The organism is Mycobacterium sp. UM_Kg27 (assembly GCF_000972905.1).
In the GTDB taxonomy this organism is placed as follows: domain Bacteria; phylum Actinomycetota; class Actinomycetes; order Mycobacteriales; family Mycobacteriaceae; genus Mycobacterium.
In genome coordinates, this window is record NZ_JRMM01000054.1 from 1 (window position 1) to 25337 (window position 25337).

The window sequence follows — 25337 nt, forward strand, 5'->3', positions numbered from 1 at the left end:
CTCGTCCTCCACCGTCTGCGCGTGCACATCAAAACGGCCCGCCATCGAACGCATCGCGTCCGGATCAGTCATAAAACGTGTTGCCACTGCTTTGTCTCCTTTTCTGCGGTTCCGCTTTGCGGTGAGGGGGTCTACCCGGCAACTACCGGACGGGCCATGACGGTCAGTTTGAAGCCGTAGCGCGGGGTGCTCAGGCCGAAGCCGCCCCGCTCGGCGCCCATCGGCATCCCGCCGGGCATGGCCGCCATCGACTCGATCTCTTCCGGCGCGGCGGCCCAACTGCTGCCCTGCAAGGCGGCGGCCGTGTCGACGGCACCGGCAGCGGGAACCGCTGCGGCCCACGTCGCTGGTGTGGACAGCTCGCCGACCAGGGTGGCCTGACCCACGCCGGCTGTCACGGTCTGGGCGCTCGCCGCGAAGGCGGAAGCGCCGCCCAGCGCCCCCAGGCTGCTCAGCGGACCACCGGGGGCCAGCAGGGCGCCGATACCGGCACCTGCCGCGCCACCGCCGAGGGCGTTGAAACCACCGCCGGAGAAGAACGTGGTCATGGTCGGGATCAAACTGGCGGGGGTGAATGCTGCGGAGGTTCCGGTGAAGCTCATCAGGCCGTTGAGCGGGTAAGTCACCAGTGACACAGCACCATTGATCGACGCGTTCCGGCCGATCGCTTCGAGCAGTCCGGCGAGCGTGGGCGGGGGCAGGCCGGCGTCCGCGGGACCCGGCGAGGTCAGCGTCTGCAGCGTGTTCGGCAGCGATGAAATGGCCTGCGCCGTCTGCGCGGTGTTGTTGGCGGCGGTGTTTCCAGTGGCTTGACTCACTGCGGTGGCCTGATTGGCCGTTCCGTCCGGGTTCGTGGTCTGGGTGGGCTCACTGAACGGGGTGACCTTGGTCGCCGTCGCCGAGGACGCGGCGTAGCTGTACATGACGTCGGTGGCCTGAGCCCACATCTCGAAATACTGTGCGTCGCTTGCCATGATGGCGGCCGAGTTCTGGCCGACGACGTTGGTTGCCACCAGTTGCTTCTGCTGGGCGCGATTGGCGGCGATCACCGCCGGGGGAGGGGTGGCCGCGTGGGCCGCCTCGAACGCGGCCGCTGCGGCGGTGGCCTGGGTGGCCGCCTCCTCGGCCTTGGTCGCCGTGTCGGCCATCCACGCCAGATACGGCTTGGTGGCCGCCGACATCGAGGCCGATGCCGGACCCATCCACTCCTCGTCGACGAGCTGGGTGATCGTCGTTTCGTACGAGGTCAACGCCGAGGAGATCTCCGCGGCCAGCCCGCGCCAGGCGGAGGCGGCGGTCATCATCGGCGTGGAGCCGGGACCGGCGTACAGACGCCCGGAGTTGATCTCCGGCGACAGCAGTGCGTAGTCGATCATCGTTGCTCCTAGACCACCATCGGCTTGGGCATGAATTTGGGCCGGAACCCGTAACGCGGCGTGCCGTAGTTCATGCCGCGCTGCCCGACGCCGGTCGGAACCGGGGGAGGCATGGAGGCCATGTTGTTGTGGGTCTCGGTGGGGACCGCCCAACCACCGGGCCCGCTGGTGAGCGCTGCGGCGCCCGGGGTGGCGGCCGCCCAGCTCGCCGGGGCCGAGAACGACGTTCCGACCAGCGACGCTTTCCCCATGCCGGCGGTGACGGCCGGGGTGACCGCGCTGACCCCGAACGCGCTGCTGACGCCGCTGGACAGGCCTCCGCCGAGTGCACCCAACGCGCCGAGCGCACCACCGGGGCTCAACGCCGCTCCCAGACCGCCTCCGAGCGCACTGCCGGTGGTGCCGCTGAAGCCGCCGCCGGTCATGAAACCGATGAGGCTTGGCAGCAGCGCGGACGGAATGAAGGCCGCGCCGGTGCCGGCGGTGTTGAACAGGTTGTACAGCGGGGTGCCGAACAGGAACGCGTAGCCGTTCACCGGGTCGTTGTAGAGGAATTCGATGACCTGCTCGATCCAGTCGGTCGAGGCGGCCGGCGCGGCCATGCTCTGCAGGGCGTTCGGCAGCGACGAAATCATCTGCGCCGTCTGCGCGGTGCTGTTGGCGGTGCTGGAGCCGCCGGCCTGGGCGACCGCGGCCCCCTGGTTGGCCAGTCCCGCCGAGTTGGTGGTCTGGGCTGGCTCGTTGAACGGGGTGACCTGCGTCGCGGCGGCCGAACCGCTGGCGTAGCTGTACATGGCCGCGGCGTCTTGGGCCCACATCTGCGCGTAGTGGGCGTCGAGAGCCGCGATCGCGGGGGTGTTGATGCCGAGGATGTTGGTCGAGACCAGCGCCGCCTGTTGCACCCGGTTGGTGGTGACCGCCGCCGGCGGCACCGTGGCCGCCCGTGCCGTCTCGAAGGCGGCGGCGGCGGAGGTGGCCTGGACAGCGGCCTGTTCGGCCAGTGCGGCGGTGTCGTTCATCCAGGCGATGTAGGGGGCCGCGGCTGCGGCCATCGATGACGACGCCGGGCCCAGCCATTCCTCACCCGACAGTTCGGTGATCACCGTCTCGTAGGAGTGGGCGGCTGCGCTCAGTTCGGCAGCCAGTCCGCGCCAGGCCGCGGCGGCGGTCAGCATCGGGGTCGATCCCGGTCCGCTGTAGATGCGCCCGGAGTTGATCTCGGGGGGCAGTGCTCCGTAGTCCCACATGATTGCCGCCTAACCCGCCGCTGCCGCGTTCGCGGCCTCGGTGGCCGCGTACGACTCGGAGCTGGTCTTGAGCGTGGCCACGAACATGTCGTGAATGGCCGAAGCCTGCGCGGCGACCGTCTGGTACAGGCCGGCGTGCGCGGCGAACTGCGCGGCGGTCAGGGCCGAGACCTCGTCGGCGGCCGCGGGAGCGACGCCGGTGGTGGGAGCGGACGCCGCGGCGTTCTGGGCGTTGAGCGCAGCGCCGATCGCCTGCAGGGTGCTGGCCGCGGATGCCAGCGCCTCCGGCTGGGTGGTCACGAAAGACATGGGGTTCTCCTTACGGAGGCCGGTGACGAACCGACTCCTGGGATCACCGTTGCGCATCAGTGGGCGATTGTGAAAGCTGGTTAACCGCTTCTTAACGGCGGTGTCGGAACTCTTTACATGCACCTCGGGGGCGGTGGTTTCGCGGTGTGTGAGGCGTCACGGTCTCGTGGGCTCGAGACCGAACGACGGCTTGGATGCAAATGCCGTGCGTGGCGGTATTGGACGTTCGCCGAAGGGCTTTCGCGTCCCGCCCGCGTGGTCCAGGTCACTCTGGGGCGGGGGTGCGGGGTCGCTGCCATTTCGGTCCAGCATGGCTGGTTGTCAATTGGCTTGAAGGGCAACATTTTTAGTCCTCATCAGCCATTCTGGCGACCGCCGAGCTGGGGGTGGTGAGGGGCCGGTAACGCGGATTTAACATCTGGATCCGGCGGAGTAAACGGTCCGTAACATGTTATTAACGAATGCTCAGCACACTACGAGCTATGAAACGGTTTCTGCTGCTGGCGGGCCTCACCGCCATGGTCGGTCTGGCGGCCCCGGCGCACGCAGAACCGGTCGGCAGCGACGCGGCCTTTCTCACCCAGCTGACCGGCGCCGGCCTGAGCCACAAGGGCTCGGACCAGGTGGCCATCTCGGCCGGTCACTCGGTGTGTCAGCTGATGGACGCCGGACTCTCCCCGATGGACACCGTGGTCGCCGTGCAGACCACCAACCCCGGCTTCACGCTGCAGCGTGCCGCGGAGTTCGCCCGGATCGCCGCGCAGAACTACTGCCCCGAGCACGCCTGATTTCTGCCTCTTCTCGGAGTGCCGGTAGGGCGCTGTCGAGGCCGTCGCGTTAGATTCGCCGCGAGCCCCCATAGCCCAATTGGCAGAGGCAGCGGACTTAAAATCCGCCCAGTGTCGGTTCGAGTCCGACTGGGGGCACTGACAGCTGGATTCGGGACCGGCCCGGCGCACGTCCCGGGCCCCGTCACGGTCGCCGGCAACGACAGCTAGGAACTCGCACGCGGCGGCCACGGCGTGGCGCGATCGCTAGGCTGTGGGGCCTCGGCCGACCCCTGCGCACCGCCTGACCGGCAGCTTTGTCCGGTGCATACCTGCCCGCCCGAACATTTGCAAGGGCCTTTGGCAAGAAGCGCGGAATTTCCTGGTGGGAGTTCTTAATTTCTTATTCAATGTTAACCGCGATACACATCACAAGTTGTCCGAGACAGGAAAACAACCTGGTCAGGGCATATGTCTGAGGTTGCTGGAAGGGGCGGATGTTGCGTTTCGCCCGGTGTGACGTGGGACGGTTGGGATTAGCCTGCGACCTCGATCACAATAATTAGGACATTTTCCTGTTACTTCGAATTCACCGCTAGTATCGACCAGATGCCCCGCCTCGGCGTCCCGGTCTCGACCGGACCGCACTGCGGTAGCCGCGAGGTGCGAGGGCAGTGACGATACGAACGAAGCGATACGAACAGTGGTTGATAGGAGCGATGTGGACGACGTGCCGGCTTATAGATTGGCCAACGCTGCATCCCGCGTCGCGCGCACCGTGACACTGGATCGCGGCCCCATCGGCGGCCTCGCGGTCACCGCGGACGGCCAGCGCCTGCTGGCCACCAACTACGGCGACGACACCGTCTCGATCATCGACACCGTCAGCTGCAAGATCGTCAACACCGTCTTCCAGGCCGACGAGCCGTTCTCGATCGCCGCCGGCCCCGCCGGCACCGGCTGGGCCTACATCACCGCGGGTTCGACCGCGCTGGACGCCGTGCTGGCGATCGACGTCGACACCGCGCAGGTCGCCGGGTGCTACCCGGTGGCCATGGACATCGGCGACCTGGTCGCCGACCCGACCAGCAGCCGCGTCTACCTCACCCGTACCGGCTCGGCCGGTGTCGACGTGCTCGCGCTCGACGCGGCCATGCGTCCCGCCGCGTCCGCCGCAGTGTCCGCGCATCCCGGGGCGGCAGCGGCCGGCCTGCGGATCAGCGCGGACGGCCGACGGCTGTACGCAGCGGTACGCCAGCCCACCGGCGACACCGTCACGGTGCTGGACCGCGACCTGAACATCGTCGACACGATCGCGATCGGCGCGAGCATCATCGACGTCGCAGTCAGTCCCGACGGTGCCCGCCTGTACGTGGCGACCTTGGGGCCTGACGGCCGCAGCCGCGTGCACGTCGTCGATGCCCGCACCCACGCGGTCAGCGCTACCCGCGTCCTGGAGGCCCAGCTGATCCAGCTGATCGCCGGGCGCGACGGCCAGCGGGTCTACCTGGTCACCGACGGCGCCGTCTTTGTGCTGTGTGCGCGCACCAACGAGCCGCTCGGCACGCTGCCCGGCGTCACCGCGCCGTCCTGCGCCGCGGAGAGCCCAGACGGCAGCCGGCTCTACATCGCCGGCTTCGACGGCAAGGTGACCATCGCGTCGCTGGCCGACCTGCCGGCCCCGTCGGCGCTGCTGCACGAGCAGCTGGAGCTCGACGACGCCGTCACTCGCATGCTGCAGCTCGAACCCGCGGTGTAACCCACGCCACGTTTCCGGTGGTGGCGTGATCGAATAGGCCGATGCACAGCACCATGCAGCACTGGCCGTTGACGGTCGGCGCCATCTTGAACCACGTCACGGCCGTCCACGGTGATCGCACCGTCACCACCGTTGCTGACGACGGATATCGGGTCACCACCTATCGCGAACTCGGCCGGGAAGTGGCCCAGCTGGCCAATGCCCTGCGGCGTCTCGGCATCACCGGCGACGAGCGGGTGGCCACCTTCATGTGGAACAACACCGAACACCTGGCCGCCTACCTGGCGGTGCCGGCGATGGGCGCGGTGCTGCACACGCTGAACATCCGGCTGTTCGCCGAGCAGATCGTCTTCGTCGCCAACGAGGCCGAGGACCGGGTGATCCTGGTCGACGGGTCACTGGTGCAGCTGCTGGCGCCGGTGCTGCCGGAACTGGAGACCGTGCACACCGTGATCCTGGTCGGTGATGGCGATGTCGCGGCGTTGGAAGCCTCCGGCAAGACCGTGCTGGGCTACGCCGAGCTGCTGGCGGCCGAGGCGCAAGAGTTCGACTGGCCGGTCATCGACGAGAACTCGGCAGCCGCCATGTGCTACACCAGCGGCACCACCGGCAACCCCAAAGGTGTGGTGTACAGCCACCGGTCCAGCTACCTGCACGCCATGGCGGGATGCACCACCAACGGCACCGGGATCGGCGCGGTCGACTGCGTGCTGCCGATCGTGCCGATGTTCCACGCCAACGCCTGGGGGCTGCCGTATTCGGCGCTGATGGCCGGTGCGGACCTCGCGATGCCCGACCGGCATCTGGACGCCAAGTCGCTGGTCGCCCTCATCGAATCGCAGCGGGCCACGGTGGCCGGCGCGGTGCCGACCATCTGGAACGACGTTATGCACTACCTGGAACGTGAACCCGGCCATGACATCTCGTCATTGCGGCTGGCGGCCTGCGGCGGGTCAGCCGTGCCGGTCTCGCTGATGCAGGCGTTCGAGCAGCGCCACAACGTGCAGGTGCGCCAACTGTGGGGCATGACCGAGACCTCGCCGATGGCCACCATGGCCTGGCCGCCGCCGGGCACCCCGCCTGAACAGCACTGGGCGCTGCGCGGCACCCAAGGCCGGCCGGTGTGTGGGGTCGAGACCCGCATCGTCGACGACGAGGATGCGGTGTTGCCCCACGACGGCGAAGCGGTCGGCGAGCTTGAGGTGCGCGGCGCGTGGATCACCGGCGCCTACTATCGCGGCCAGGACGAGTCCAAGTTCTCCTCGGGCTGGCTGCGCACCGGTGACGTCGGCCGCATCGACCCGCAGGGTTTCATCACGCTGACCGACCGGGCCAAAGACGTCATCAAATCCGGCGGGGAGTGGATCTCCTCGGTGGAACTGGAGAACGAGCTGATCGCCCACCCCGACGTCGTCGAAGCCGCGGTGGTCGGGGTGCCCGACGAACGCTGGCAGGAGCGACCGCTGGCCGTCGTGGTGACCCGCGCCGGTGCCTCGATCAGCGGCGCAGAACTGCGAACCTTCCTGTCCGACAAGGTCGCCCGGTGGTGGCTGCCGGAGCGCTGGACGTTCGTCGAGGCGATCCCGCGTACCAGTGTCGGCAAGTACGACAAGAAGACCATCCGTGCCCGGTACGCCGAGGAGCAATACCAAGTGAGCGAGGTGCACAACTGATGAGCCTGCGTGTCATCCAATGGGCAACCGGCGGAGTGGGAGTCGCCGCGATCAAGGGCGTGCTCGAGCATCCCGACCTGGAGCTGGTCGGGTGCTGGGTGCACTCGAAGTCCAAGAGCGGCAAGGACGTCGGGGAGATCATCGGCACCGAGCCGGTGGGTGTGACGGCCACCAACAGCGTCGAGGAGATCCTGGCGCTGGATGCCGACGCGGTGATCTACGCACCGCTGCTTCCCAACCCCGACGAGGTCGCGGCGCTGCTGCGCTCGGGCAAGAACGTCGTCACCCCGGTCGGCTGGTTCTATCCGACCGAGAAGGAAGCAGGCCCGCTGGAAGGCGCGGCGCGCGACGGTGGCGTGACCCTGCACGGGGCCGGGATCGGCCCCGGCGCGGCGACCGAGTTGTTCCCACTGCTGCTGTCGGTGATGTCCACCGGCGTGACATTCATTCGCGGCGAAGAGTATTCAGACCTGCGCACCTATGACGCCCCGGATGTGGTGCGCCACGTTATGGGCTTCGGCGGCACTCCGGATAAGGCGTTGAGCGGCCCCATGCAGAAGCTGCTCGATGGCGGGTTCCGCCAATCGGTGCGGCTGTGCGTGGACCGGCTCGGTTTCGCTGCCGACGAACAGATCCGCTCCTCGCAGGAGGTGGCGGTGGCCACCGCGCCGATCGCCTCGCCGATCGGTTCGATCGAACCCGGTCAGGTGGCCGGACGGCGATTCCACTGGGAAGCCACCGTCGGCGACGAGGTGGTGGTCCGGGTCACCGTCAACTGGCTGATGGGTGAGGAGAACCTCGATCCGGCATGGACTTTCGGTCCGGCGGGAGAGCGCTACGAGATGGAGGTGCGAGGCAACCCCGACACGTTCGTCACCGTCAAGGGCTGGCAGCCCGAAAGCGTCGAAGAGGGCCTGATCAGCAACCCCGGCGTGGTGGCAACCGCAGCGCACTGCGTCAACGCCGTCCCGGCGACCTGCGCGGCCCCGCCCGGTATCGCCGGGTTCTTCGACCTGCCGCTGATCACGGGCCGGGCCGCTCCGCCCCTGGCGCGCTGAGCGCTACCCTCGGCTGATGGCCCTGATTGTCGAACAGTCCCGGACGGTACCTGCGACCGTCGCCGACGCGTTCGCCGGGACACTGCAGCTGCCGCTGCCGCAGCTCTTCCGCCGCTGGTACGGGCCGATCCCGCCGATCAAGGAAGTCCGCGACCAGACCGGTGGTTCAGCGAGCCTCGACGAAGCAGAGGCGAAGCTGGGACCGCCGCATAAGCGCGGCGAGTGGGCGAACGTCGGGCAGACCCGCACCGTCGTGCTGACCGGCGGCGGCAGCATGCGCGAGGAGTTGACCGAGGTCGATCCGCCCCGGGCATTCGGCTACCGGCTCACCGACCTCACCGGCCCGCTGGCGCCACTGGTGGACCACGTCGAGGGTCGCTGGCAGTTCGCACCCGCCGGTTCGGGCACCACGGTCACCTGGAGCTGGGTGATCCACCCGCGGTCTAAGCTCACCGCGCCGCTGCTGCCGGTGTTCGGCTGGCTGTGGAAGGGCTACGCGCGCCAGGCGTTGGCGCGACTGTCTGCCCTGTTGGAGAACTGACCTCGCCGATGTGCCGACTTTTCGGGCTGCACGCCGGGACCGACGCCGTCACCGCCACGTTCTGGCTGCTCGACGCTCCGGACAACCTCGCCGAGCAGAGCCGACGAAACCCGGACGGCACCGGGATCGGCGTCTTCGACGCCAACGGAGTACCGCACCTGCACAAGGAGCCGATCGCGGCGTGGCAGGATGCCGAATTCTCCACGGAAGCAAACGAACTGACCGGAACCACCTTCGTCGCGCATGTGCGCTACGCGACCACCGGCGCGCGGGACGTCGCCAACACCCACCCGTTCCTGCAGGACGGCCGGATCTTTGCGCATAGCGGGGTGCTGCGTGGCCTCGATGCCGTCGAGGAACGTCTCCGCGAGATCGGCACCGCGGATCTGGTTGGGGGACAGACTGATTCCGAGCGGGTCTTCGCGTTGATCACCGGTTGCGTGCGCGCGCGTGACGGCGACATCGGGGCAGGTCTGCGTGACGCGGTCGGCTGGCTGGCAGCCCAGGTGCCGATCTATGCGCTCAACATCCTGCTGACCACCGCCACCGACATGTGGGCACTGCGCTATCCCGAGACCCACGAGCTGTACCTGCTGGACCGCCGCGACGGATCCGCTCCGGTCGGACTGGACCTGAAGACCCCGCGGATCCGCGCGCACTCCGAGCAGTTGCGGGGCCGCTCGGCGGTGGTGTTCGCCAGCGAGCCGATGGACACCGACCCGCGCTGGCGGTTGATCAACCCCGGGGAGCTGGTGCACGTCGACGCCGCGCTGACGATCACCACCGCGCTGGCCTTCCCCGATCCGCCCACCCGGCAGCTGCGCCGGGAAGATCTGACCACCGCTGCCCAGGAGGCCCAACACCCCGGGAAAGGAATGAGATGACAGTCAAACGTGCCCTGGTGCTCGGCGGTGGTGGGGTAGCGGGCATCGCCTGGGAGACCGGCGTGCTGTGCGGCATCGCCGACGAATCACCCGACACCGCAAGGGAACTGCTCGACTCCGCGGTGCTGGTGGGCACCTCGGCCGGGTCGGCGGTGGCCGCCCAGATCGGCAGCGGGCTGGGCCTGGAGCAGTTGTACGCCCGGCAGATCACGGCGACCTCCTCGGAGATCGATCCCGGTGTCGGTGCCGATGAGCTGACCGAGTCGTTCGTGGCGGCGATCACCGAGCCCAACACCACCACCGCGCAGAAGCTGCAAGGCATCGGCGCGGTTGCCCTGGCAGCGCAGACGGTTGCCGCACCGGTGCGGCGGGGCATCATCGCCGACCGCCTGCCGTCACACGACTGGCCGGAGCGCACGCTGCGGATCACCGCGATCGACATCGACACCGGGGAACTGGCGGTCTTCGACCGCGACTCGGGAGTGGAACTCATCGACGCGGTGGCGGCCAGTTGTGCCGTACCGGGTGCTTGGCCTCCGGTGGTGCTCGGTACGCGGCGCTACATGGACGGCGGGGTGCGCAGCACGGTCAACCTCGATGTGGCCGCCGACTGCGACGAAGCCGTGCTGCTGGTGCCCACCGGTGGCGGAGTCGACGGCGAGATCGCGGCATTCGCCGGTCGCGTGTGCGCCGTGCTGGCCGACGATGACGCACTGCGCGCCTTCGGCGGCAATCCGCTCGACCCAGCGTGCCGGTTGCCGTCGGCGCAGGCCGGACGTGAACAGGGCCGGCGGCAGGCCGGCGTCATCGCCGAGTTCCTGACCGGTTAGGGCCCTTGGGTCAGAGCGATTTCGCGCTGTCGAGGGCGCGGGCGGCGAGTTCGCGGCCCACGTCGATCAACTCCGCGGCGCGGTGGAAGTCCAGGCTGCGGCAGGCGACGCGAGGCACCTCGATCAGCAGATCGGGCGGGTGCGACGCGAGCTGATGGCGGGCCAGCGCCGCCTGGGCGATATCGATGGTTCGGTTCATCACCTCGAAGCTGCCGAGTTTGGGCACCACCTCGGGTGCCGAGTCCTCGTCCTCGCCGGATTCATGCGGCGGTCCCAGCTTCGCCCCTCCTTCGTCGAGCCTCGCTGAACCGCCGGGCCGATGCGGCGGTCCCAGCTTCGCCTCTCCTTCGTCGAGCCTCGCTGAACCGCCGGGCCGATGCGGCGGTCCCAGCTTCGCCTCTCCTTCGTCGAGCCTCGCTGAACCGCCGGGTTCAGACTCACCACTGCTGAACCGGTCCAGGATCGCCCGCGCCGTCGGCCGGTCCAGCAGGGACCGCGCCCCGCTGGTGTCCAGTAGCGCAGACGTACTGCGCCACATGCGATTCAACCGGCCAGCCGGCACATCCCGCTCGGAATCGTCGGCGGCCGGGCCGGCGGCGGTCGGGTCGCCGCCGTTGAGACTCACCGCCAGGGTCAGATCAGCGTTGACGGCGCTCAGCGGAGCCATCGGCAGCGGGTCGAGAATGCCGCCGTCGGCGAGCAGGCGTCCATCGACCACGTGCGGAGCGATCACCCCGGGGATGGCGATCGAGGCGCGGATGGCGGTGTCGACCGGGCCGCGCTGCAGCCACACCGATCGTCCCGCGATCAGATCGGTCGCCACAGCGGTATAGGGAATCGGCAGCTCTTCGATATTGATGTTGCCCAAGATGTCGCGGACGACATCGAGAATCTTCTCGGCCCGCAGCACCCCCGCCGCGGTGAACGACGGATCCAGCAGGCGCAGCACCGCGCCCTGGGTCAGCGACTTGGCCCACTCGGCGAAGTCATCGAGTCGGCCGGCCGCCTGCAGGCCACCCACCAGTGCACCCATCGACGACCCGGAGATCCCCACGATGTCGTAGCCGCGGTCGCGCAGCTCGGCGATAACCCCGATGTGGGCATAGCCGCGCGCTCCGCCGCTGCCCAGCACCAGGGCCACGCGGGGCGCCCGGGCCCCGCGGGGTTCCGCAGCAGAAGTCATAGCCACCATTTTGCGGGCTATACCGGGCCAATTCTTCGCGTCATTGCGATTACAACCGTAATACCGACAGGAAAGAGCAGGTCACGGTGGGTATCGCCGCGCTGGGAGGGGCGGAACTTCGCCCCCCGGGACTGATGCGGCGATGCATCCGGCGCGACACCCGGATAGCATGGCCGCTGTGATGGAGCACGTCGGATTCCAGGGTTGTTGTTGCCGCAGCTGACTGCTGCCGCCGATCCCTTTCTTAAATCCAGCCCATCCTCTTTGGAGTTCTCACCATGGTTATCGCTGACCCCATCGCGCTGCGCCGCTCGGGCGCCCGGCCCCGCGCGCTGCGCCTGCCCGACCTCTTGCAGACCACCGACCTGGCCGCCGACGCGGTGCTGCAGGGCCGTTACAACCATCTGATCCCCGCCTCCGGGCTGCCCGACGACCAGCGTTGGTTCGCCCGGATTCACGGTGACGAGCGGCTCGACATCTGGCTGATCAGCTGGGTCCCGGGGCACGCCACCGAACTGCACGATCACGGCGAGTCGCTGGGCGCGCTGACCGTGCTGTCCGGCTCTTTGGATGAGTTCCATTGGAATGGGCGCGAGCTGGCGCAACGCCGGCTCGACGCCGGGGACCAGGCCGCGTTCACCCAGGGCTGGGTGCATGACGTCGTCTGGGCGCCGCCGACAGCCACGTTCGAACCGGCAGCACCGACGCTGAGCGTGCACGCGTACTCGCCGCCACTGGCGGAAATGTCTTACTACGACGTCGCGCAGGACCATACTTTGCGGAGGCTGCGCACCGAACTCACCCAGCACCCGGAGGCGTCATGACTACCACGCACGTCACCAGCCGCATCGACCGATTGCTCGAGTCGGCCCGCGCCAAGCTGCACCGGCTGACCGCTGATGAAGTGCCCGAGGCGTTGCGCAATGGCGCCTACCTGGTCGACATCCGGCCGGCGGCCCAGCGCGCGGAGGAAGGCCAGGTGCCCGAAGCGCTGGTGATCGAACGCAACGTGTTGGAGTGGCGTTGCGACCCGACCAGCGACGCGCGGCTGCCGCAGGCGGTCGACGACGACGTGCAGTGGATCATCCTGTGTTCGCAGGGCTACACCTCGAGCCTGGCCGCGGCGGCGCTGCAGGACCTGGGGCTACACCGTGCCACCGACGTCATCGGCGGCTATCACGCCCTGGCCGCCGTCGGCGAGCTGGTGGAGCCGGCCCCGCTCGCGGCGTTAAGCGTTGGAGTGCAGCAGGGGGCGGAGCCGTTCAGTCTTCTCCGGGGTCCACGCCGCTGGATGTAGGATCGCCGCCCACGCATCGGCGGCGTCGGCGACGTAGCTGTGGCCATGGCCGTCGGGCACGTCGATAGCCACCGCCATGTCGGCCGAGACCTGCAGGAATGTCACGATCGGGGTCCAACGTACCTGCGGCAGCACGTCGTAGCCGCGGGGCTCGCGCAGCCAGTCGGGTTTGTGGTACAGCAGGTCTGGATGCCACCAGGCGATCGGGTCGGAGGCGTGCTGCAGGTAGACCACCCGTGGTGTATCCGATGCGCCCCAAGGGTTGTCGGGGCGTGCCAGGTCTTCCGGGCGGGCGGCGAACCGCACGGCGCGGCCGTCGTGGTAGATCGGCAACCATTGCGGGGAACCGGGATCGCGGTTGAGAGTCAGGTCGGTCCAGATGGTGTTCTGAAAGGTTGGACCGGAGAACAGCGCACCGTCGGTACGTGCCAGTACGTTGTTGAGGCTCATGAAGGAGGCCTCGCCGCCGAAGGAGCCGAGGCTTTCACCGAACACCACCAGTTTGGGACGCTGGCCCTCCGGCAGGGCGCGCACCTGTTTGTCGACGGCTTCGAAAAGGGCCTGGCCGGCTTGCCGTGCGTTCTCCTTGTCGACCAGGAAGGACAGCCAGCTGGGCAGGAACGAATACTGCATGCTCACGATCGCGGTGTCGCCGTTGAACATGTACTCCAGGGCAGAGGCCTCCGCCTCGTTGATCCAGCCGGTGCCGGTCGTGGTGGCCACCGCCACCACCGCGCGGCTCAGCCCGCCGGTCCGGGCCAGTTCGGCTGCGGCCAGCTCAGCGGTCTCCTTGAGGTCGTGAGCCGAATTCAGGCCGGCGTAGGCCCGAATCGGTTCGGTAGCCGGTGCGTCGTTGAACGCGCGGAGCTGCTCGACGGTGGGTCCACCCGCGACGAAGATCCGGCCCTGATGGCCCAACGACTCCCAGGACGCCAGCGACTCCGGCCCGCCGGAACGCAGCCGGGTCGACGGGGCAGCCCGGTCGGGGCTGGTTTCCTCGTTGACCGAGGCAAAGGTGCTGTTCATGGCGTGCATTGCCGTCTTGAGCACCAGACCGTTGAGCACAGCCACAAACAGAGCCACCAACAACGTCACCGCGACCACGGCCGAAACCCGCGGCGGGGCAACCCGTTCGAGTTGGCGCGCCAGAAAACGGATCAGCATCCGGATCAGCTGGCCGATCTCGACCAGGATGAACAGCGTGGCAACCGCGATCGCGCCAGCTTGCGGGTAGTTGTACCAAGTCAGCCGCGGCACGCCCATCAGATCGCGCATCTGGTCCTGCCAGCCGTGGATGGTCCACACCACCCAGAGATGGATGACCACCGCGGTCGGGATGAGCACCCGCCACGCCCACCGCGGGGCCGGCGGACTGGTGTCCTTCGAGCGCATGTAGCGGACCAGCCAGACGCTGAACACCCCCAGGGCGTAGCCGATGGCGCCCGAGCCGCCGCTGACCAGACCCTGGAACAGCGGCCCGCGTGGCAGCAGCGACGGTGTCAGCGACAGCCACAGAAACACCAGGCCCACCGCGGTGCCGGTGAACGTGTAGTGCCGGACCCACCAGGGTTCGCGCGCGGTCGCTTCCGCCGGGGGTGTTTCCGCGGTGGCGGCGGTGGTGTCGGCGGCTGGCGCGCTCATCGGGAGCTACTCAGCGGTGGGTGAAATTCGGTGCGCGCTTTTCGGTGAACGCCGCCATGCCCTCGGTCTGGTCGTCGGTCGCGAATGCCGAGTGGAATAGCCGGCGCTCATAGAGCAGCCCTTCGGCCAGGGTGGACTCGAAGGCCCGGTTGACGGCTTCCTTGGCCATCCGGGCCGCCGACAAGCTCATCCCGGCGATGGTGGCGGCGACCTTGCCGGCCTCGGCCAGTAGGTCGTCGGCCGGCACCAGGCGAGACACCAGGCCGGAGCGCTCGGCCTCGGCGGCGTCGATGGTGCGGCCGGTCAGGATCAGGTCCATCGCCTTGGCTTTGCCGATGGCCCGGGTCAGGCGCTGGGAGCCGCCCATGCCGGGCAGTACACCCAGCTTGATCTCCGGCTGGCCGAACTTGGCGGTGTCGGCGGCGATCAGCAGGTCGCACATCATCGCCAGTTCGCAGCCGCCGCCCAGGGCGTGTCCGGCCACCGCGGCGATGGTGGGGGTGCGTACCGCGGCCAGCTTCGACCACGCGGCGAAGAAGTCCGCGGCGAACACCTCGGCGAAACTCAGATCGGCCATCTCTTTGATGTCCGCTCCGGCGGCGAACGCCTTGGCGCTACCGGTGATGATGATGGCGCCGATGCCCGGGTCGGCATCGAATTCAGCTGCGGCGGTGGTGACTTCGTTCATCACCTGGCTGTTGAGGGCGTTGAGCGCCTGCGGCCGGTTCAAGGTGATGGTGCCGACGCGACCGTCGCGGTCGACGAGGATCGTTTCGTAGGTCATGGGTTCTCCTTAGAAGGACAGATCAGGCTCGGCGGGAACGAAATACGTTGCGATGTCGGAGGCGGTCACCTCGGCCAGCGTCGCCGGGGACCATTGCGGATTGCGGTCCTTGTCGACCAGCTGGGCACGGATCCCCTCTACCAGATCATGCGAGCGCAGCGATGCGCACGACACCCGGTACTCCTGGATCAGAACGTCTTCCAAGGTGGCGAGCCGGCCCGCCCGGCGCACCGCCTCCAAGGTCACCGCGCACGCGACCGGGGATCGGGTGCCGATCAGTTCGGCTGCCGCGTTGGCCTCGGGGCTGGCGTGGCCGGCCAGTGCATCCACGATCTCGGCGACGGTGTCGCGCGCGTAGCACTCGTCGATCCAGTCACGCTGTGCGGCAAGCTGACTCGGCGGCGCCTCGACGGCGTGTGCGGCCAGGGCACGGTCCACTCCGTCGGCGATGATCGCCGCGGTGAAGGCCTCCAGCGCCGCGTGCGGCACGTAGTGGTCGGCGAAACCCAGCGCAATGGCATCCGGACCGGAGAACGGTGCGCCGGTCAGTGCCGCGTGCAGGCCGAGCCGGCCAGGGGAGCGCGAGAGCAGATAGGTGCCGCCGACATCAGGGATGAAGCCGATACCGACCTCGGGCATGGCCATCTTGGTGGTGTCGGTGACCACTCGAGTGTTGGCGTGCGCCCCGACTCCGACGCCGCCGCCCATCACGATGCCGTCCATCAACGACACGTACGGCTTTCCGAATCCGCCGATCTGTGCATTGAGCAGGTACTCGTCGTACCAGAAGCGTCGCGCATCGGCGCCGTCGGCTTTGGCGCTGTGATAGATCGCCACGACGTCGCCGCCGGCGCACAGTCCGCGCTCGCCGGCCCCGGCGAGTACCACCGCCGTGACCGCCGGATCCTCGGCCCAGGTGGACAGCGCCGCGGTCATGGCGGTCACCATCGGAAGGTTCAGCGAGTTGATCGCCTTCGGACGGTTGAGTGTCAGCAGGCCGACCCCGTTGTCAACGTGGGCCAGGACCTCGTCAGATTCACCTGTCACGCCTTCGCAATGTAGATCCCTACGCACGGTCACTGATCCGCGGGTAAGGTTTGGCAGCAGAGCGGCCCGAACGCCGTCGGGAACTCCGGCGAGTCGGGAAACGTTGATTCAGTGTTCGTAACCCTTCGCTTCACAGCCCCAAGAGAGGATCGGGACGGTGCGGGAGACCAGCAACCCGGTATTTCGTTCGTTGCCCAAGCAGGGCGGCTACGCGCAGTTCGGAACCGGCTTAGGACAGGCCACAGCCGGTGCGACTCAGCAGATGGGTCAGGCCTACCGGGTCGACCCGTCGTCGGCGCAGTACCAGCAGCGGGAGGTCACCCGCCCGCTGACCATCGATGACGTTGTCACCAAGACCGGCATCACGCTGGGCGTGCTGAGCGTGGCGGCGATCATCTCCTTCTTCATGGTCTCGTCCAACCAGGCGCTGGCCGGGCCGCTGACCTTCATCGGCGCGTTCGGCGGTCTTGGCGTGGTCCTGGTGGCCATGTTCGCTCGCAAGCAGGACAACAAAGCGGTGGTGCTCAGCTACGCGGTGCTCGAGGGCCTGTTCCTCGGTGCCATCTCCTGGGTGCTGACCGCCTTCACGGTGGGCACCGGCAACGCCGGCTCGATGATCGGTCAGGCCGTGATGGGCACCCTCGGTGTGTTCGGCGGCATGCTGGTGGTCTACAAGACCGGCGCTATTCGGGTTACCCCGAAGTTCACCCGGATGCTCGTCGCCGGCATGTTCGGTGTGCTGGCCCTGATGATCGGCAACCTGGTGCTGTCGCTGTTCGGTGTCGGCGGCGGTGAAGGCCTGGGCCTGCGCAGCGGCGGAACGTTGTCCATCATCTTCTCGCTGGTCTGCATCGGCATCGCCGCGTTCAGCTTCCTGATCGACTTCGACGCAGCCGACCAGCTGATCCGCGCCGGCGCGCCGGAGAAGGCCGCCTGGGGCATCGCACTGGGCCTGACCGTGACTCTGGTCTGGCTGTACCTGGAGATCCTGCGTCTGCTCAGCTACTTCCAGAGCGAGTGACCCGCTAGTTTTCCCCGTTGACTCTGCGCTGAGGGGCGCAAAAGTGCGAGTAGCACCCGCCCTCAGCGCAGAGTCATTTTTTGTGGTCGGTGGCCCGGGCAGCATGCCGACAGGGGAGAACCCCTCATCGGCGGTGAGGCATTAGCTGCCGGCACTTTGCGCCGCTACGAGCTGCGCCAGGCCCACACCGCGGTCCTGCCGAACGGCCGGGTGCCCTGAACCGAAAATGACGCTGCGCCCAGGGCGGGGGTTACTCGAACTTTCCCGCCCTGAGCGCAGCGTCAACGAACTAGACGAAAACTAGGACAGCCGCTCGACCACCATGGCCATGCCCTGGCCGCCGCCCACACACATGGTCTCCACGCCGAACTGCTTGTCGTGGGTGGCCAGGTTGTTCAGCAGGGTGGCGGTGATCCGCGCGCCGGTCATACCGAACGGGTGACCCAACGCGATCGCCCCGCCGGACACGTTGAGCTTGTCCTCGTCGATACCCAGCTCGCGGGCCGAGCCCAGCACCTGCACCGCGAAGGCCTCGTTGATCTCGAACAGGTCGATGTCGGAGACCGACATCTTGGCGTTGCCCAGCGCCTTCTTGACGGCCTCGATCGGGCCCAGGCCCATGATCTCCGGCGACAGGCCCGACACCCCGGTGGACACGATCCGGGCCAGCGGCTTGAGGCCCAGCTCCTTGGCCTTGGTATCGCTGGTGATGATCACGGCAGCGGCGCCGTCGTTCAGCGGGCAGGCGTTGCCGGCGGTGATCGTGCCGTTCGGCCGGAACACCGGCTTGAGCTGGCTGATCTTCTCGTAGGTGGTGCCGGCACGCGGGCCGTCATCGGTGCTCACCACGGTGCCGTCGGGCAGGGTGACCGGGGAGATCTCGCGAGCGAAGAAGCCGCTGTTGATGGCCTCCTCGGCGCGGTTCTGGCTGCGCACACCCCAGTGGTCCTGGTCCTCACGGCTGATCCCGGTATGCAGCACCACGTTCTCGGCGGTCTGGCCCATCGCGATGTAGACGTCGGGCAGCAGGCCGTCGTTCCGCGGGTCGTGCCACTCTTCGGCGCCGGCCGCCGCAGCCTCGGAGCGGGCCTGAGCGTCGGCGAACAGCGGGTTCTTGCTGTTCGGGGCGCCGTCGGCCGCGCCGATGGCGAACTGGGAGACGGTCTCCACACCGGCGGAGATGAACGCGTCGCCCTCGCCGGCCTTGATCGCATGGAACGCCATCCGGGTGGTCTGCAGCGACGACGAGCAGTACCGGTTCACCGTGGTGCCGGGCAGGAAGTCGTAGCCGAGCAGCACCGAGACCACGCGCCCGATGTTGTAGCCAGAGGCGCCGCCCGGCTGGCCACAGCCCATCATCAGGTCGTCGATCTCGCGCGGGTCCAGCGCAGGCACCTTGTCCAGGGCGGCGCGCACCATCTGGGCGGCCAGGTCGTCGGGCCGCATGGTGACCAGCGATCCCTTGCCGGCCCGGCCGATCGGCGAACGCGCAGTTGAGACGATTACAGCTTCAGGCACTTCGGGCTCCTTGAGATCGGGTATATAGAGCCGAATCTAGCCCGACGAGGCCACCACGCGGGAATCGGGCCGGTCCAGCACAGCGCAGAGTGCCGGGATCATTTGGCCCGCCGCCAGGGCGTAACCCGCCGCCGAGGGGTGGTACTGGTCGGCGGCGAACAGCAGGTGGGGACTGTCGTGGAACTCCCGGGCCCGGAAGTCGGCGAAGGGCACGGCGATGCCGCCGGTCGCTTTGACCGCCATGGTCTGCGCCCGGGCCAGCTGACATGCGCGGGCGTGGGCGAACCAGCGCAGCGGCCGCGGTATCGCGCTGATCGCCCTGAACTTGGGGCAGGTGCCCACGATCACCACCGCGCCGCTGGCCCGCAGACGCTTTACCGCGGCGCGCAGCCGCTGCACCGAGCCGGCGATGCTGTGCAGCGCGGTCACGTCATTGGCGCCGATCATGATCACCGCCACGTCCGGTGGCGGACCTGCGACGAACATCGCGTCGACCTGCCCGGCCAGGCCTTTGGAGGTGGCGCCCACAATTGCCTTGGTGCTCAACCGGATCCGCATGCCGGTGCGCTCCGCCAGCGCTCTGGCGATCAGCGCGCCGGGAACCTCGCCCGCGGAAAGGCAGCCATAGCCGGTCGCGGTGGAGTCGCCGAACACCATCAGGTGCAGATCGACGTTGTCCCCGCGGTGAAAGGGCTGAACTTCGGTGTCGTCGGGACCGTATAAACCATCAGCACGGGGTGGAAGGTCCCATGCCTTGGGGATCGTCTGGCGGGCCCGGTCGGCCTGGCCGGCCAGAAGATTGCGCACCCCGACATAGAGGGTGCCGCTGAAAGCGAACACGCCCGCAGTGGCCAGCGTGACCGCCGAACGTCGCGTTGCCCCGATCGCCATGTCGGTGATTCTAGGGAAAGGACGCCCGTGTCACCTGAGCGCAGCAAACAAATATGGTCACGAAGCGGACCCGATGCAGTATCGGAACGGATCATAAGATTTCTTCTCAATTTTTCGCGTGTGACGATACGAGTTACCGCGTTGGCTGTGCCGGCCCGGGCCGGCTGGAGGGAGTGTCCATCATGACCGCACCCGACACAATTCCCAGCTCGTTACGTGTTCGAACCCGTTTGCACCCCAGTTCGCGACCCCATCGTTATGGCCGTCATGACGGCCTGCCCGTCGAGGTCTCCGAAGAGTCGACCAGCGTCGAGGGGCGGATGGCGTGGCTGGCGGCCCGGGCCACCATTCGGCCGGTTCTCTCGGTCGGCAGCTACCTTCCGCGGATGCCGTGGCCGTTCGGGCTGCTCGACTTCGCCGCGAAGGCGATGTTGCCGGCGCCAGGCACCATCCGGGCCACCATCCGGTTGCCGCGCTGCAAGGCGCAGATGGTGCGCGCCGCCGGTGTCCTGCCGGCCGACGGCACCCGCCGCGTGGTGCTCTACATGCACGGCGGGGCCTTTCTGACCTGCGGGGCCAACACCCACGGCCGGCTCGTCACCAAGTTGTCGAAGTACGCCGACAGCCCGGTCCTGGTGGTGGAGTACCGGATGATCCCCAAATACTCCATCGCCGACGCCGTTGACGACTGTTACGACGGCTACCGCTGGCTGCGCCGCCAGGGTTACGAACCGGATCAGATCGTGTTGGCCGGCGACTCGGCGGGCGGCTATCTGTCGCTGGCGCTGGCTGAGCGGTTGTTGGAGGAGGGTGACGAAGACATGCCGGCGGCGATCGTCGCGATGTCGCCGCTGCTGGAGATCGCCAAGGAAGCCAAGAAGGCGCACCCCAACATCCACACCGGGGCGATGTTCCCGCCCAAGGCATTTGACGCGCTGGTGGAGCTGGTGGAAGCCGCGGCCCGCCGTGACCGCACCCACGGCAGTGAGGTTCTCGAGCCGCTGCAGCACGTCCGGCCCGGACTTCCGCGCACCCTGATCCATGTCTCCGGGTCCGAGGTTCTGCTGCACGACGCCCGGCTGGGGGCCAAGGTGCTCGCCGCTGCCGGTGTCCCGGTGGAGCTGCGGGTGTGGCCGGGCCAGATTCACGTCTTCCAGATCGCCGCTCCGTTCGTGCCGGAGGCCACCCGCTCGTTGCGCCAGATCGGCGAATACATCCGGGAAGCCACCGGTTAGGCGGGCCCCGGCCCGCGCAGCGCGACCGCCTGAGACCATGGCAGGCATGCGGATAGCGAGCCACATCAGTGACCTCATCGGCAACACCCCACTCGTCGAGCTGAATTCGATCGTTCCCCCTGGCGCCGGCCGGGTGGTGGCCAAAGTCGAGTACCTCAACCCCGGCGCGAGTTCCAAGGACCGCATCGCGGTCAAGATGATCGACGCGGCCGAGGCCAGTGGAGCGCTCAAGCCCGGTGGCACCATCGTCGAACCCACCTCCGGCAATACCGGGGTGGGCCTGGCGCTGGTGGCCCAGCGCCGCGGCTACAAGTGCGTGTTCGTCTGCCCGGACAAGGTCAGCGAGGACAAGCAGAACGTGTTGCGCGCCTACGGCGCCGAAGTGGTGGTGTGCCCCACGGCCGTACCGCCGGACGACCCGGCCAGCTACTACAGCGTCTCCAACCGCCTTGTCGAGGAGATCGACGGCGCCTGGAAACCGGATCAGTACTCCAACCCGGCGGGCCCCGAGAGTCATTACGAGACCACCGGTCCGGAGATCTGGGCCGACACCGACGGCCAGGTCACCCATTTCGTCGCCGGGATCGGGACCGGCGGCACCATCACCGGCACCGGCCGCTACCTCAAAGAGGTGTCGGACGGCCGGGTGCAGATCATCGGAGCGGACCCCGAAGGCTCGGTGTACTCCGGCGGCACCGGTCGGCCGTATCTGGTGGAAGGCGTCGGCGAGGACTTCTGGCCGGCCGCCTACGACCCGAGCATCCCCGACGGCATCATCGCGGTCTCCGACGCGGATTCGTTCGACATGACCCGGCGCCTGGCCCGGGAGGAGGCGCTGCTGGTGGGCGGCTCCTGCGGGATGGCCGTGGTGGCGGCGGTGGAGACCGCCGTCAAAGCCGGCCCCGACGCGCTTGTCGTCGTCCTGCTGCCCGACGGCGGCCGCGGTTACATGTCGAAGCTGTTCAACGACTCCTGGATGTCGTCCTACGGGTTTCTGCGCTCGCGGCTGGACGGTTCGACGGTGCAGCCCACCGTCGCCGACGTGCTGCGGGCCAAGTCGGGGGTGCTGCCGGACCTGGTGCACACCCACCCGGCCGAGACCCTGCGCGACGCCATCGGGATCCTGCGCGAGTACGGGGTGTCGCAGATGCCCGTGGTCGGCGCCGAACCGCCGGTGATGGCCGGCGAGGTGGCCGGCAGCGTGTCCGAGCGCGATCTGCTCTCCGCGGTGTTCGAGGGCCGCGCGAAGCTTGCCGACGCGGTCTCGCAGCACATGGGACCGCCGCTGCCGCTGATCGGATCCGGCGAGGTTGTCGGCGTCGCCGCCACCACGTTGGCCGAGGTCGACGCGGTGATGGTGGTCGAGGACGGCAAACCGGTGGGGGTCATCACTCGCCACGACCTGTTGGGCTTTTTGTCCGACGGGCCACGCCGCCGATAAGGCGTTGACGTACGCCGACCTGCGGTAGCGTTTGCACCGTTCACCGACACGACCCGAAAGGGTGGAGATGACCGACTTTCCGCCGCCCCCGCAGGGCAACTACCCACCCCCTTCCGGTGACTACCCGGCGCAGGGCAATTACCCTCCGCCGCCTCCCGGCAACTACCCGCCCCCCGGCAATTACCCTCCGCCGCCCCCGGGCAACTACCCGCCTCCACCGCCCGGGAACTACCCCCCGCCGCCACCGGGTAACTACCCGCCGCCCCCTCCGGGCTACGGCGCGTACCCCGGTGCGGTCGGAAGCCCGGTGGGCCAGCTGCCGCAAGACGCTTACACCTCGTGGCTGACTCGCGTCGGCGCCTACTTCGTCGACTTCCTGCCGATCCTGGTGCTCTACGGCATTCCGTCGATGATCGCCGGAACCACCGCCGACAAGGAGTGCATCACCGACGCCGACGGCTTCGCCTGCACGGTCACGCCGTCGAGCACCGGCGCGGCGCTGATGTTCATCGGCTGGCTGGCCGCGCTCGCCTACGGGATCTGGAACTTCGGCTACCGGCAGGGCACCACCGGATCGAGCATCGGTAAGTCGGCGCTGAAGTTCAAGGTGGTCTCCGAATCCACCGGCGAGCCCATCGGGTTCGGGATGTCGATCGTGCGCCAGTTGGCACACATCATCGACGGCGCGATCTTCTGCATCGGCTACCTGTTCCCGCTGTGGGACGCCAAACGCCAGACGATCGCCGACAAGATCATGACCACCGTCTGCCTGCCGATCCGTTGAGTCAGAAGCAACCGCACGGCAATACCGGCCTGTCCACCACCGCGATCCACGCCGGATTCCGTCCGGACCCGGCAACCGGGGCCGTCAACGTACCGATCTACGCCAGCAGCACCTTCGCCCAAGACGGCGTCGGCGGCCTGCGCGGCGGATTCGAGTACGCGCGCACCGGCAACCCGACCAGGGCCGCACTGGAGACCGCCCTGGCCGCGGTGGAGCGCGGCCGATTCGGCCGGGCATTCGGTTCGGGGATGGCCGCCACGGACTGCGCGTTGCGGTCGATCCTGCGTCCCGGTGATCACCTGATCATTCCCGACGATGCCTACGGCGGCACTTTCCGGCTGATCGACAAAGTCTTCACCCAGTGGGGTGTGGCGCACACCCCGGTCGCGCTGTCCGACCTGGACGCGGTCCGCGGGGCGCTCACCGACAAAACCAGGCTGATCTGGGTAGAGACCCCGACCAATCCGCTGCTGTCGATCGCCGACATCGCGGGCATCGCTGCCATCGGCAAAGAAGCCGGCGCAAAGGTCCTGGTGGACAACACTTTCGCCTCGCCCGCGCTGCAGCAGCCGCTGACACTGGGCGCCGACGTGGTGTTGCATTCGACCACCAAGTACATCGGCGGACACTCCGACGTGGTGGGCGGTGCGCTGGTCACCGACGACGAAGAGCTCGACACGGCATTCGCGTTCCTGCAGAACGGGGCCGGTGCGGTCCCCGGTCCCTTCGATGCCTACCTGACCCTGCGCGGCCTGAAGACCCTGGTGCTGCGGATGCAGCGGCACAGCGAGAACGCCGGAGCCGTCGCCGAATTCCTCTCTCGCCATCCCGCGGTCAGCCGGGTGCTCTACCCGGGCCTGCCGGAGCACCCGGGCCACGACGTCGCCGCAGCGCAGATGCGCGGATTCGGCGGCATGGTGTCGGTGCGGATGCGGGGTGGCCGAGCCGCCGCCGAGAAGCTTTGCGCCGGAACCGAGATCTTCATCCTGGCCGAGTCGCTCGGCGGGGTGGAGTCGCTGATCGAACTACCCGGCGCCATGACGCATGCGTCGACCGCGGGTTCGCAACTCGAGGTTCCCGACGATCTGGTGCGCCTGTCGGTGGGCATCGAGGACATCGACGACCTGATCGCCGACTTGAAGCAGGCGCTGGACTGACGCGACGAGCCCCCGAAGCGGAGCTCAGGAGTGGTAGGGCTCCGCGCTGACCAGGGTCACCTTGACGGTCTTGCCGCTGGGCACCGTGTAGCTGCGCTCTTCGTCCACCTTGGCGCCCAGCAGGGCGTGGCCCAGCGGCGAGTTCGGTGAATACACCTCGAGCTTGTCGTCGTTGACGCCCTCCTGGCGGGTGGCGATCAGGAAGGTCTCGGTGTCGGACTTGTCGCCGTCGTAGAAGACCTTGACCACCGAGCCCGGCAGTGCCACACCTGACTGGGTGGGAGCCTCGCCGACCTTGGCGTTGTTGAGCAACTCCTGCAGCTGCCGGATGCGGGCCTCCTGCTGGCCCTGCTCCTCGCGCGCGGCGTGGTAGCCCCCGTTCTCACGCAGGTCGCCTTCTTCGCGGCGGTCGTTGATCTCCGCGGCGATCACCGGACGGTTCGCGATCAGCTGGTCGAGCTCCGCCTTGAGCCGGTCGTGTGACTCCTGCGTCAACCAGGTCACCTGGGTGTCCGTCATCTCACTGTGCTCCTAGTCGTCGGATCCGGCGCCGTCGGGCAGCGGGGGCGACATCGTTCTAATGCAGCAATACACGGTCCCAGCTGGAACCGTGTATCCATACAGGGTACCACCGCGGCATCAACGCGATAGTAAGTAATCGGGGACGTCGCTGCCGCAACCGTAGACGTCGCCCATGACAGGCGGCTGGGAAGATTTCACCGTCGTGGTCACCTGAACGGTGGACGACTCCGACGGCGGAATCAGCACTTCACGCCGGCCGGTCTCGCTGCCGTCGCTGGTTCGGACCCGCACGATGCAGGCCGCAGGGCTCGACGGGTCTGATCGAGTCACGCTGAACCTAACCGTGACCGTCTGGCTGTCTCTTATACACAT

At 68.1% G+C, this 25337-nt stretch carries 25 protein-coding genes, 1 tRNA gene and 1 pseudogene; 15 read left to right on the top strand and 12 right to left on the bottom strand.

Annotation, left to right across the window (positions count from 1 at the left end; all coding sequences use genetic code 11):
• From LI94_RS22260 to LI94_RS10580, 4 genes and pseudogenes are all read right to left on the bottom strand, one after another.
• A pseudogene (locus LI94_RS22260) lies at nt 1–87 on the bottom strand (WXG100 family type VII secretion target); the annotation flags it as partial.
• 44 nt (nt 88–131) lie between these two features.
• Nucleotides 132–1376, bottom strand: a complete 1245-nt coding sequence (locus tag LI94_RS10570) for a PPE family protein (RefSeq protein WP_046301158.1) — start codon at nt 1374–1376, stop codon at nt 132–134.
• An 8-nt stretch (nt 1377–1384) separates the two neighbouring features.
• Entirely contained in the window at nt 1385–2623 is a 1239-nt protein-coding gene (locus LI94_RS10575) for a PPE family protein (protein WP_046301159.1), read from the bottom strand.
• Between the two features lie 9 nt (nt 2624–2632).
• Nucleotides 2633–2932, bottom strand: a complete 300-nt coding sequence (locus LI94_RS10580; RefSeq protein ID WP_024443943.1) for a PE family protein — start codon at nt 2930–2932, stop codon at nt 2633–2635.
• Nucleotides 2933–3414: 482 nt separating this feature from the next.
• On the opposite strand from LI94_RS10580, the gene LI94_RS10585 reads away from it, so the two are divergent.
• The 8 genes from LI94_RS10585 to LI94_RS10620 all read left to right on the top strand — a co-directional run bounded on the left by LI94_RS10585 (nt 3415) and on the right by LI94_RS10620 (nt 10444).
• Nucleotides 3415–3720: a DUF732 domain-containing protein gene (locus LI94_RS10585; RefSeq protein ID WP_024443942.1), complete on the top strand. Its 306-nt coding sequence runs from the start codon at nt 3415–3417 to the stop codon at nt 3718–3720.
• A 64-nt stretch (nt 3721–3784) separates the two neighbouring features.
• Nucleotides 3785–3858: transfer RNA gene (locus tag LI94_RS10590), tRNA-Leu, on the top strand.
• 562 nt (nt 3859–4420) lie between these two features.
• Nucleotides 4421–5458 (top strand): YncE family protein, encoded by a 1038-nt coding sequence (locus LI94_RS10595; protein WP_024443941.1) that lies wholly within the window; start codon nt 4421–4423, stop codon nt 5456–5458.
• 41 nt (nt 5459–5499) lie between these two features.
• Nucleotides 5500–7131: a long-chain fatty acid--CoA ligase gene (locus LI94_RS10600; protein WP_046301160.1), complete on the top strand. Its 1632-nt coding sequence runs from the start codon at nt 5500–5502 to the stop codon at nt 7129–7131.
• A complete protein-coding gene (locus LI94_RS10605; RefSeq protein WP_046301161.1) occupies nt 7131–8189 on the top strand; it encodes a dihydrodipicolinate reductase in 1059 nt (352 codons plus the stop codon). The genes LI94_RS10600 and LI94_RS10605 overlap by 1 nt, the downstream gene beginning before the upstream one ends.
• Before the next feature lie 16 nt (nt 8190–8205).
• Nucleotides 8206–8730 carry an SRPBCC family protein gene (locus LI94_RS10610; RefSeq protein WP_046301162.1) on the top strand — a complete coding sequence of 175 codons (525 nt, stop codon included), beginning with the start codon at nt 8206–8208 and terminating at the stop codon, nt 8728–8730.
• Nucleotides 8731–8738: 8 nt separating this feature from the next.
• Nucleotides 8739–9614 (top strand): class II glutamine amidotransferase, encoded by an 876-nt coding sequence (locus LI94_RS10615; RefSeq protein WP_046301163.1) that lies wholly within the window; start codon nt 8739–8741, stop codon nt 9612–9614.
• Complete coding sequence (locus LI94_RS10620; RefSeq protein ID WP_046301164.1) at nt 9611–10444, top strand: patatin-like phospholipase family protein; 834 nt, start codon at nt 9611–9613, stop codon at nt 10442–10444. The genes LI94_RS10615 and LI94_RS10620 overlap by 4 nt, the downstream gene beginning before the upstream one ends.
• Before the next feature lie 10 nt (nt 10445–10454).
• Here LI94_RS10620 and LI94_RS24475 read toward each other — a convergent pair whose 3' ends face one another.
• Nucleotides 10455–11627 carry a patatin-like phospholipase family protein gene (locus LI94_RS24475; RefSeq protein WP_046301165.1) on the bottom strand — a complete coding sequence of 391 codons (1173 nt, stop codon included), beginning with the start codon at nt 11625–11627 and terminating at the stop codon, nt 10455–10457.
• Nucleotides 11628–11905: 278 nt separating this feature from the next.
• Between LI94_RS24475 and LI94_RS10630 the strand changes: the two genes are divergently transcribed.
• Both LI94_RS10630 and LI94_RS10635 read left to right on the top strand, forming a co-directional pair.
• Entirely contained in the window at nt 11906–12451 is a 546-nt protein-coding gene (locus LI94_RS10630) for a cysteine dioxygenase family protein (protein WP_046301166.1), read from the top strand.
• The gene (locus LI94_RS10635) at nt 12448–12924 is read left to right on the top strand and encodes a rhodanese-like domain-containing protein (RefSeq protein ID WP_046301167.1); all 477 of its coding nucleotides are present in this window, start codon (nt 12448–12450) and stop codon (nt 12922–12924) included. The genes LI94_RS10630 and LI94_RS10635 overlap by 4 nt, the downstream gene beginning before the upstream one ends.
• On the opposite strand, the gene LI94_RS10640 is transcribed toward LI94_RS10635, so the two are convergent.
• From LI94_RS10640 to LI94_RS10650, 3 genes are read right to left on the bottom strand one after another with little or no spacing between them, the layout of a single operon-like run.
• A complete protein-coding gene (locus LI94_RS10640) occupies nt 12856–14565 on the bottom strand; it encodes an alpha/beta-hydrolase family protein (RefSeq protein ID WP_046301168.1) in 1710 nt (569 codons plus the stop codon). The genes LI94_RS10635 and LI94_RS10640 overlap by 69 nt on opposite strands.
• 10 nt (nt 14566–14575) lie before the next feature.
• Nucleotides 14576–15349 (bottom strand): enoyl-CoA hydratase, encoded by a 774-nt coding sequence (locus tag LI94_RS10645; RefSeq protein WP_046301169.1) that lies wholly within the window; start codon nt 15347–15349, stop codon nt 14576–14578.
• A 9-nt stretch (nt 15350–15358) separates the two neighbouring features.
• On the bottom strand, nt 15359–16396 hold the full coding sequence (locus LI94_RS10650) for an enoyl-CoA hydratase/isomerase family protein (RefSeq protein ID WP_046301170.1): 1038 nt from the start codon (nt 16394–16396) through the stop codon (nt 15359–15361).
• A 157-nt stretch (nt 16397–16553) separates the two neighbouring features.
• On the opposite strand from LI94_RS10650, the gene LI94_RS10655 reads away from it, so the two are divergent.
• Nucleotides 16554–17417: a Bax inhibitor-1/YccA family protein gene (locus LI94_RS10655; protein ID WP_024441078.1), complete on the top strand. Its 864-nt coding sequence runs from the start codon at nt 16554–16556 to the stop codon at nt 17415–17417.
• 300 nt (nt 17418–17717) lie between these two features.
• On the opposite strand, the gene LI94_RS10660 is transcribed toward LI94_RS10655, so the two are convergent.
• A complete protein-coding gene (locus LI94_RS10660; protein WP_046301171.1) occupies nt 17718–18935 on the bottom strand; it encodes an acetyl-CoA C-acetyltransferase in 1218 nt (405 codons plus the stop codon).
• A 36-nt stretch (nt 18936–18971) separates the two neighbouring features.
• On the bottom strand, nt 18972–19826 hold the full coding sequence (locus LI94_RS10665) for an SGNH/GDSL hydrolase family protein (RefSeq protein WP_024441080.1): 855 nt from the start codon (nt 19824–19826) through the stop codon (nt 18972–18974).
• A 182-nt stretch (nt 19827–20008) separates the two neighbouring features.
• Here LI94_RS10665 and LI94_RS10670 point away from each other — a divergent pair, with 182 nt between their 5' ends.
• The 4 genes from LI94_RS10670 (at nt 20009) to LI94_RS10685 (ending at nt 24443) form a co-directional block, all read left to right on the top strand.
• The gene (locus tag LI94_RS10670) at nt 20009–21061 is read left to right on the top strand and encodes an alpha/beta hydrolase (protein WP_024441081.1); all 1053 of its coding nucleotides are present in this window, start codon (nt 20009–20011) and stop codon (nt 21059–21061) included.
• A gap of 46 nt (nt 21062–21107) precedes the next feature.
• Nucleotides 21108–22502: a cystathionine beta-synthase gene (locus LI94_RS10675; protein WP_046301172.1), complete on the top strand. Its 1395-nt coding sequence runs from the start codon at nt 21108–21110 to the stop codon at nt 22500–22502.
• A gap of 67 nt (nt 22503–22569) precedes the next feature.
• The gene (locus LI94_RS10680) at nt 22570–23286 is read left to right on the top strand and encodes an RDD family protein (RefSeq protein WP_046301174.1); all 717 of its coding nucleotides are present in this window, start codon (nt 22570–22572) and stop codon (nt 23284–23286) included.
• A complete protein-coding gene (locus LI94_RS10685; RefSeq protein WP_024441084.1) occupies nt 23283–24443 on the top strand; it encodes a cystathionine gamma-synthase in 1161 nt (386 codons plus the stop codon). The genes LI94_RS10680 and LI94_RS10685 overlap by 4 nt, the downstream gene beginning before the upstream one ends.
• Before the next feature lie 24 nt (nt 24444–24467).
• On the opposite strand, the gene greA is transcribed toward LI94_RS10685, so the two are convergent.
• Nucleotides 24468–24962 carry a transcription elongation factor GreA gene (gene greA, locus LI94_RS10690; RefSeq protein ID WP_024441085.1) on the bottom strand — a complete coding sequence of 165 codons (495 nt, stop codon included), beginning with the start codon at nt 24960–24962 and terminating at the stop codon, nt 24468–24470.
• Between the two features lie 120 nt (nt 24963–25082).
• A partial coding sequence (locus LI94_RS10695) for a DUF4307 domain-containing protein (RefSeq protein ID WP_046301173.1) occupies nt 25083–25337 on the bottom strand: 255 nt, incomplete at its 5' end.

Excerpts from the sequence above, each read along its gene's own strand:
- LI94_RS10645 (WP_046301169.1), bottom strand. The coding sequence starts at position 15,349 with ATGACCTACGAAACGATCCTCGTCGACCGCGACGGTCGCGTCGGCACC.
- LI94_RS10675 (WP_046301172.1), top strand. The coding sequence starts at position 21,108 with ATGCGGATAGCGAGCCACATCAGTGACCTCATCGGCAACACCCCACTC.
- LI94_RS10640 (WP_046301168.1), bottom strand. The coding sequence starts at position 14,565 with ATGAGCGCGCCAGCCGCCGACACCACCGCCGCCACCGCGGAAACACCC.
- LI94_RS10620 (WP_046301164.1), top strand. The coding sequence starts at position 9,611 with ATGACAGTCAAACGTGCCCTGGTGCTCGGCGGTGGTGGGGTAGCGGGC.
- LI94_RS10680 (WP_046301174.1), top strand. The coding sequence starts at position 22,570 with ATGACCGACTTTCCGCCGCCCCCGCAGGGCAACTACCCACCCCCTTCC.
- greA (WP_024441085.1), bottom strand. The coding sequence starts at position 24,962 with ATGACGGACACCCAGGTGACCTGGTTGACGCAGGAGTCACACGACCGG.
- LI94_RS10610 (WP_046301162.1), top strand. The coding sequence starts at position 8,206 with ATGGCCCTGATTGTCGAACAGTCCCGGACGGTACCTGCGACCGTCGCC.
- LI94_RS10615 (WP_046301163.1), top strand. The coding sequence starts at position 8,739 with ATGTGCCGACTTTTCGGGCTGCACGCCGGGACCGACGCCGTCACCGCC.
- LI94_RS10630 (WP_046301166.1), top strand. The coding sequence starts at position 11,906 with ATGGTTATCGCTGACCCCATCGCGCTGCGCCGCTCGGGCGCCCGGCCC.
- LI94_RS10600 (WP_046301160.1), top strand. The coding sequence starts at position 5,500 with ATGCACAGCACCATGCAGCACTGGCCGTTGACGGTCGGCGCCATCTTG.
- LI94_RS10570 (WP_046301158.1), bottom strand. The coding sequence starts at position 1,376 with ATGATCGACTACGCACTGCTGTCGCCGGAGATCAACTCCGGGCGTCTG.
- LI94_RS10670 (WP_024441081.1), top strand. The coding sequence starts at position 20,009 with ATGACCGCACCCGACACAATTCCCAGCTCGTTACGTGTTCGAACCCGT.
- LI94_RS10665 (WP_024441080.1), bottom strand. The coding sequence starts at position 19,826 with ATGGCGATCGGGGCAACGCGACGTTCGGCGGTCACGCTGGCCACTGCG.
- LI94_RS10585 (WP_024443942.1), top strand. The coding sequence starts at position 3,415 with ATGAAACGGTTTCTGCTGCTGGCGGGCCTCACCGCCATGGTCGGTCTG.
- LI94_RS10605 (WP_046301161.1), top strand. The coding sequence starts at position 7,131 with ATGAGCCTGCGTGTCATCCAATGGGCAACCGGCGGAGTGGGAGTCGCC.
- LI94_RS10580 (WP_024443943.1), bottom strand. The coding sequence starts at position 2,932 with ATGTCTTTCGTGACCACCCAGCCGGAGGCGCTGGCATCCGCGGCCAGC.
- LI94_RS10575 (WP_046301159.1), bottom strand. The coding sequence starts at position 2,623 with ATGTGGGACTACGGAGCACTGCCCCCCGAGATCAACTCCGGGCGCATC.
- LI94_RS10635 (WP_046301167.1), top strand. The coding sequence starts at position 12,448 with ATGACTACCACGCACGTCACCAGCCGCATCGACCGATTGCTCGAGTCG.
- LI94_RS24475 (WP_046301165.1), bottom strand. The coding sequence starts at position 11,627 with ATGACTTCTGCTGCGGAACCCCGCGGGGCCCGGGCGCCCCGCGTGGCC.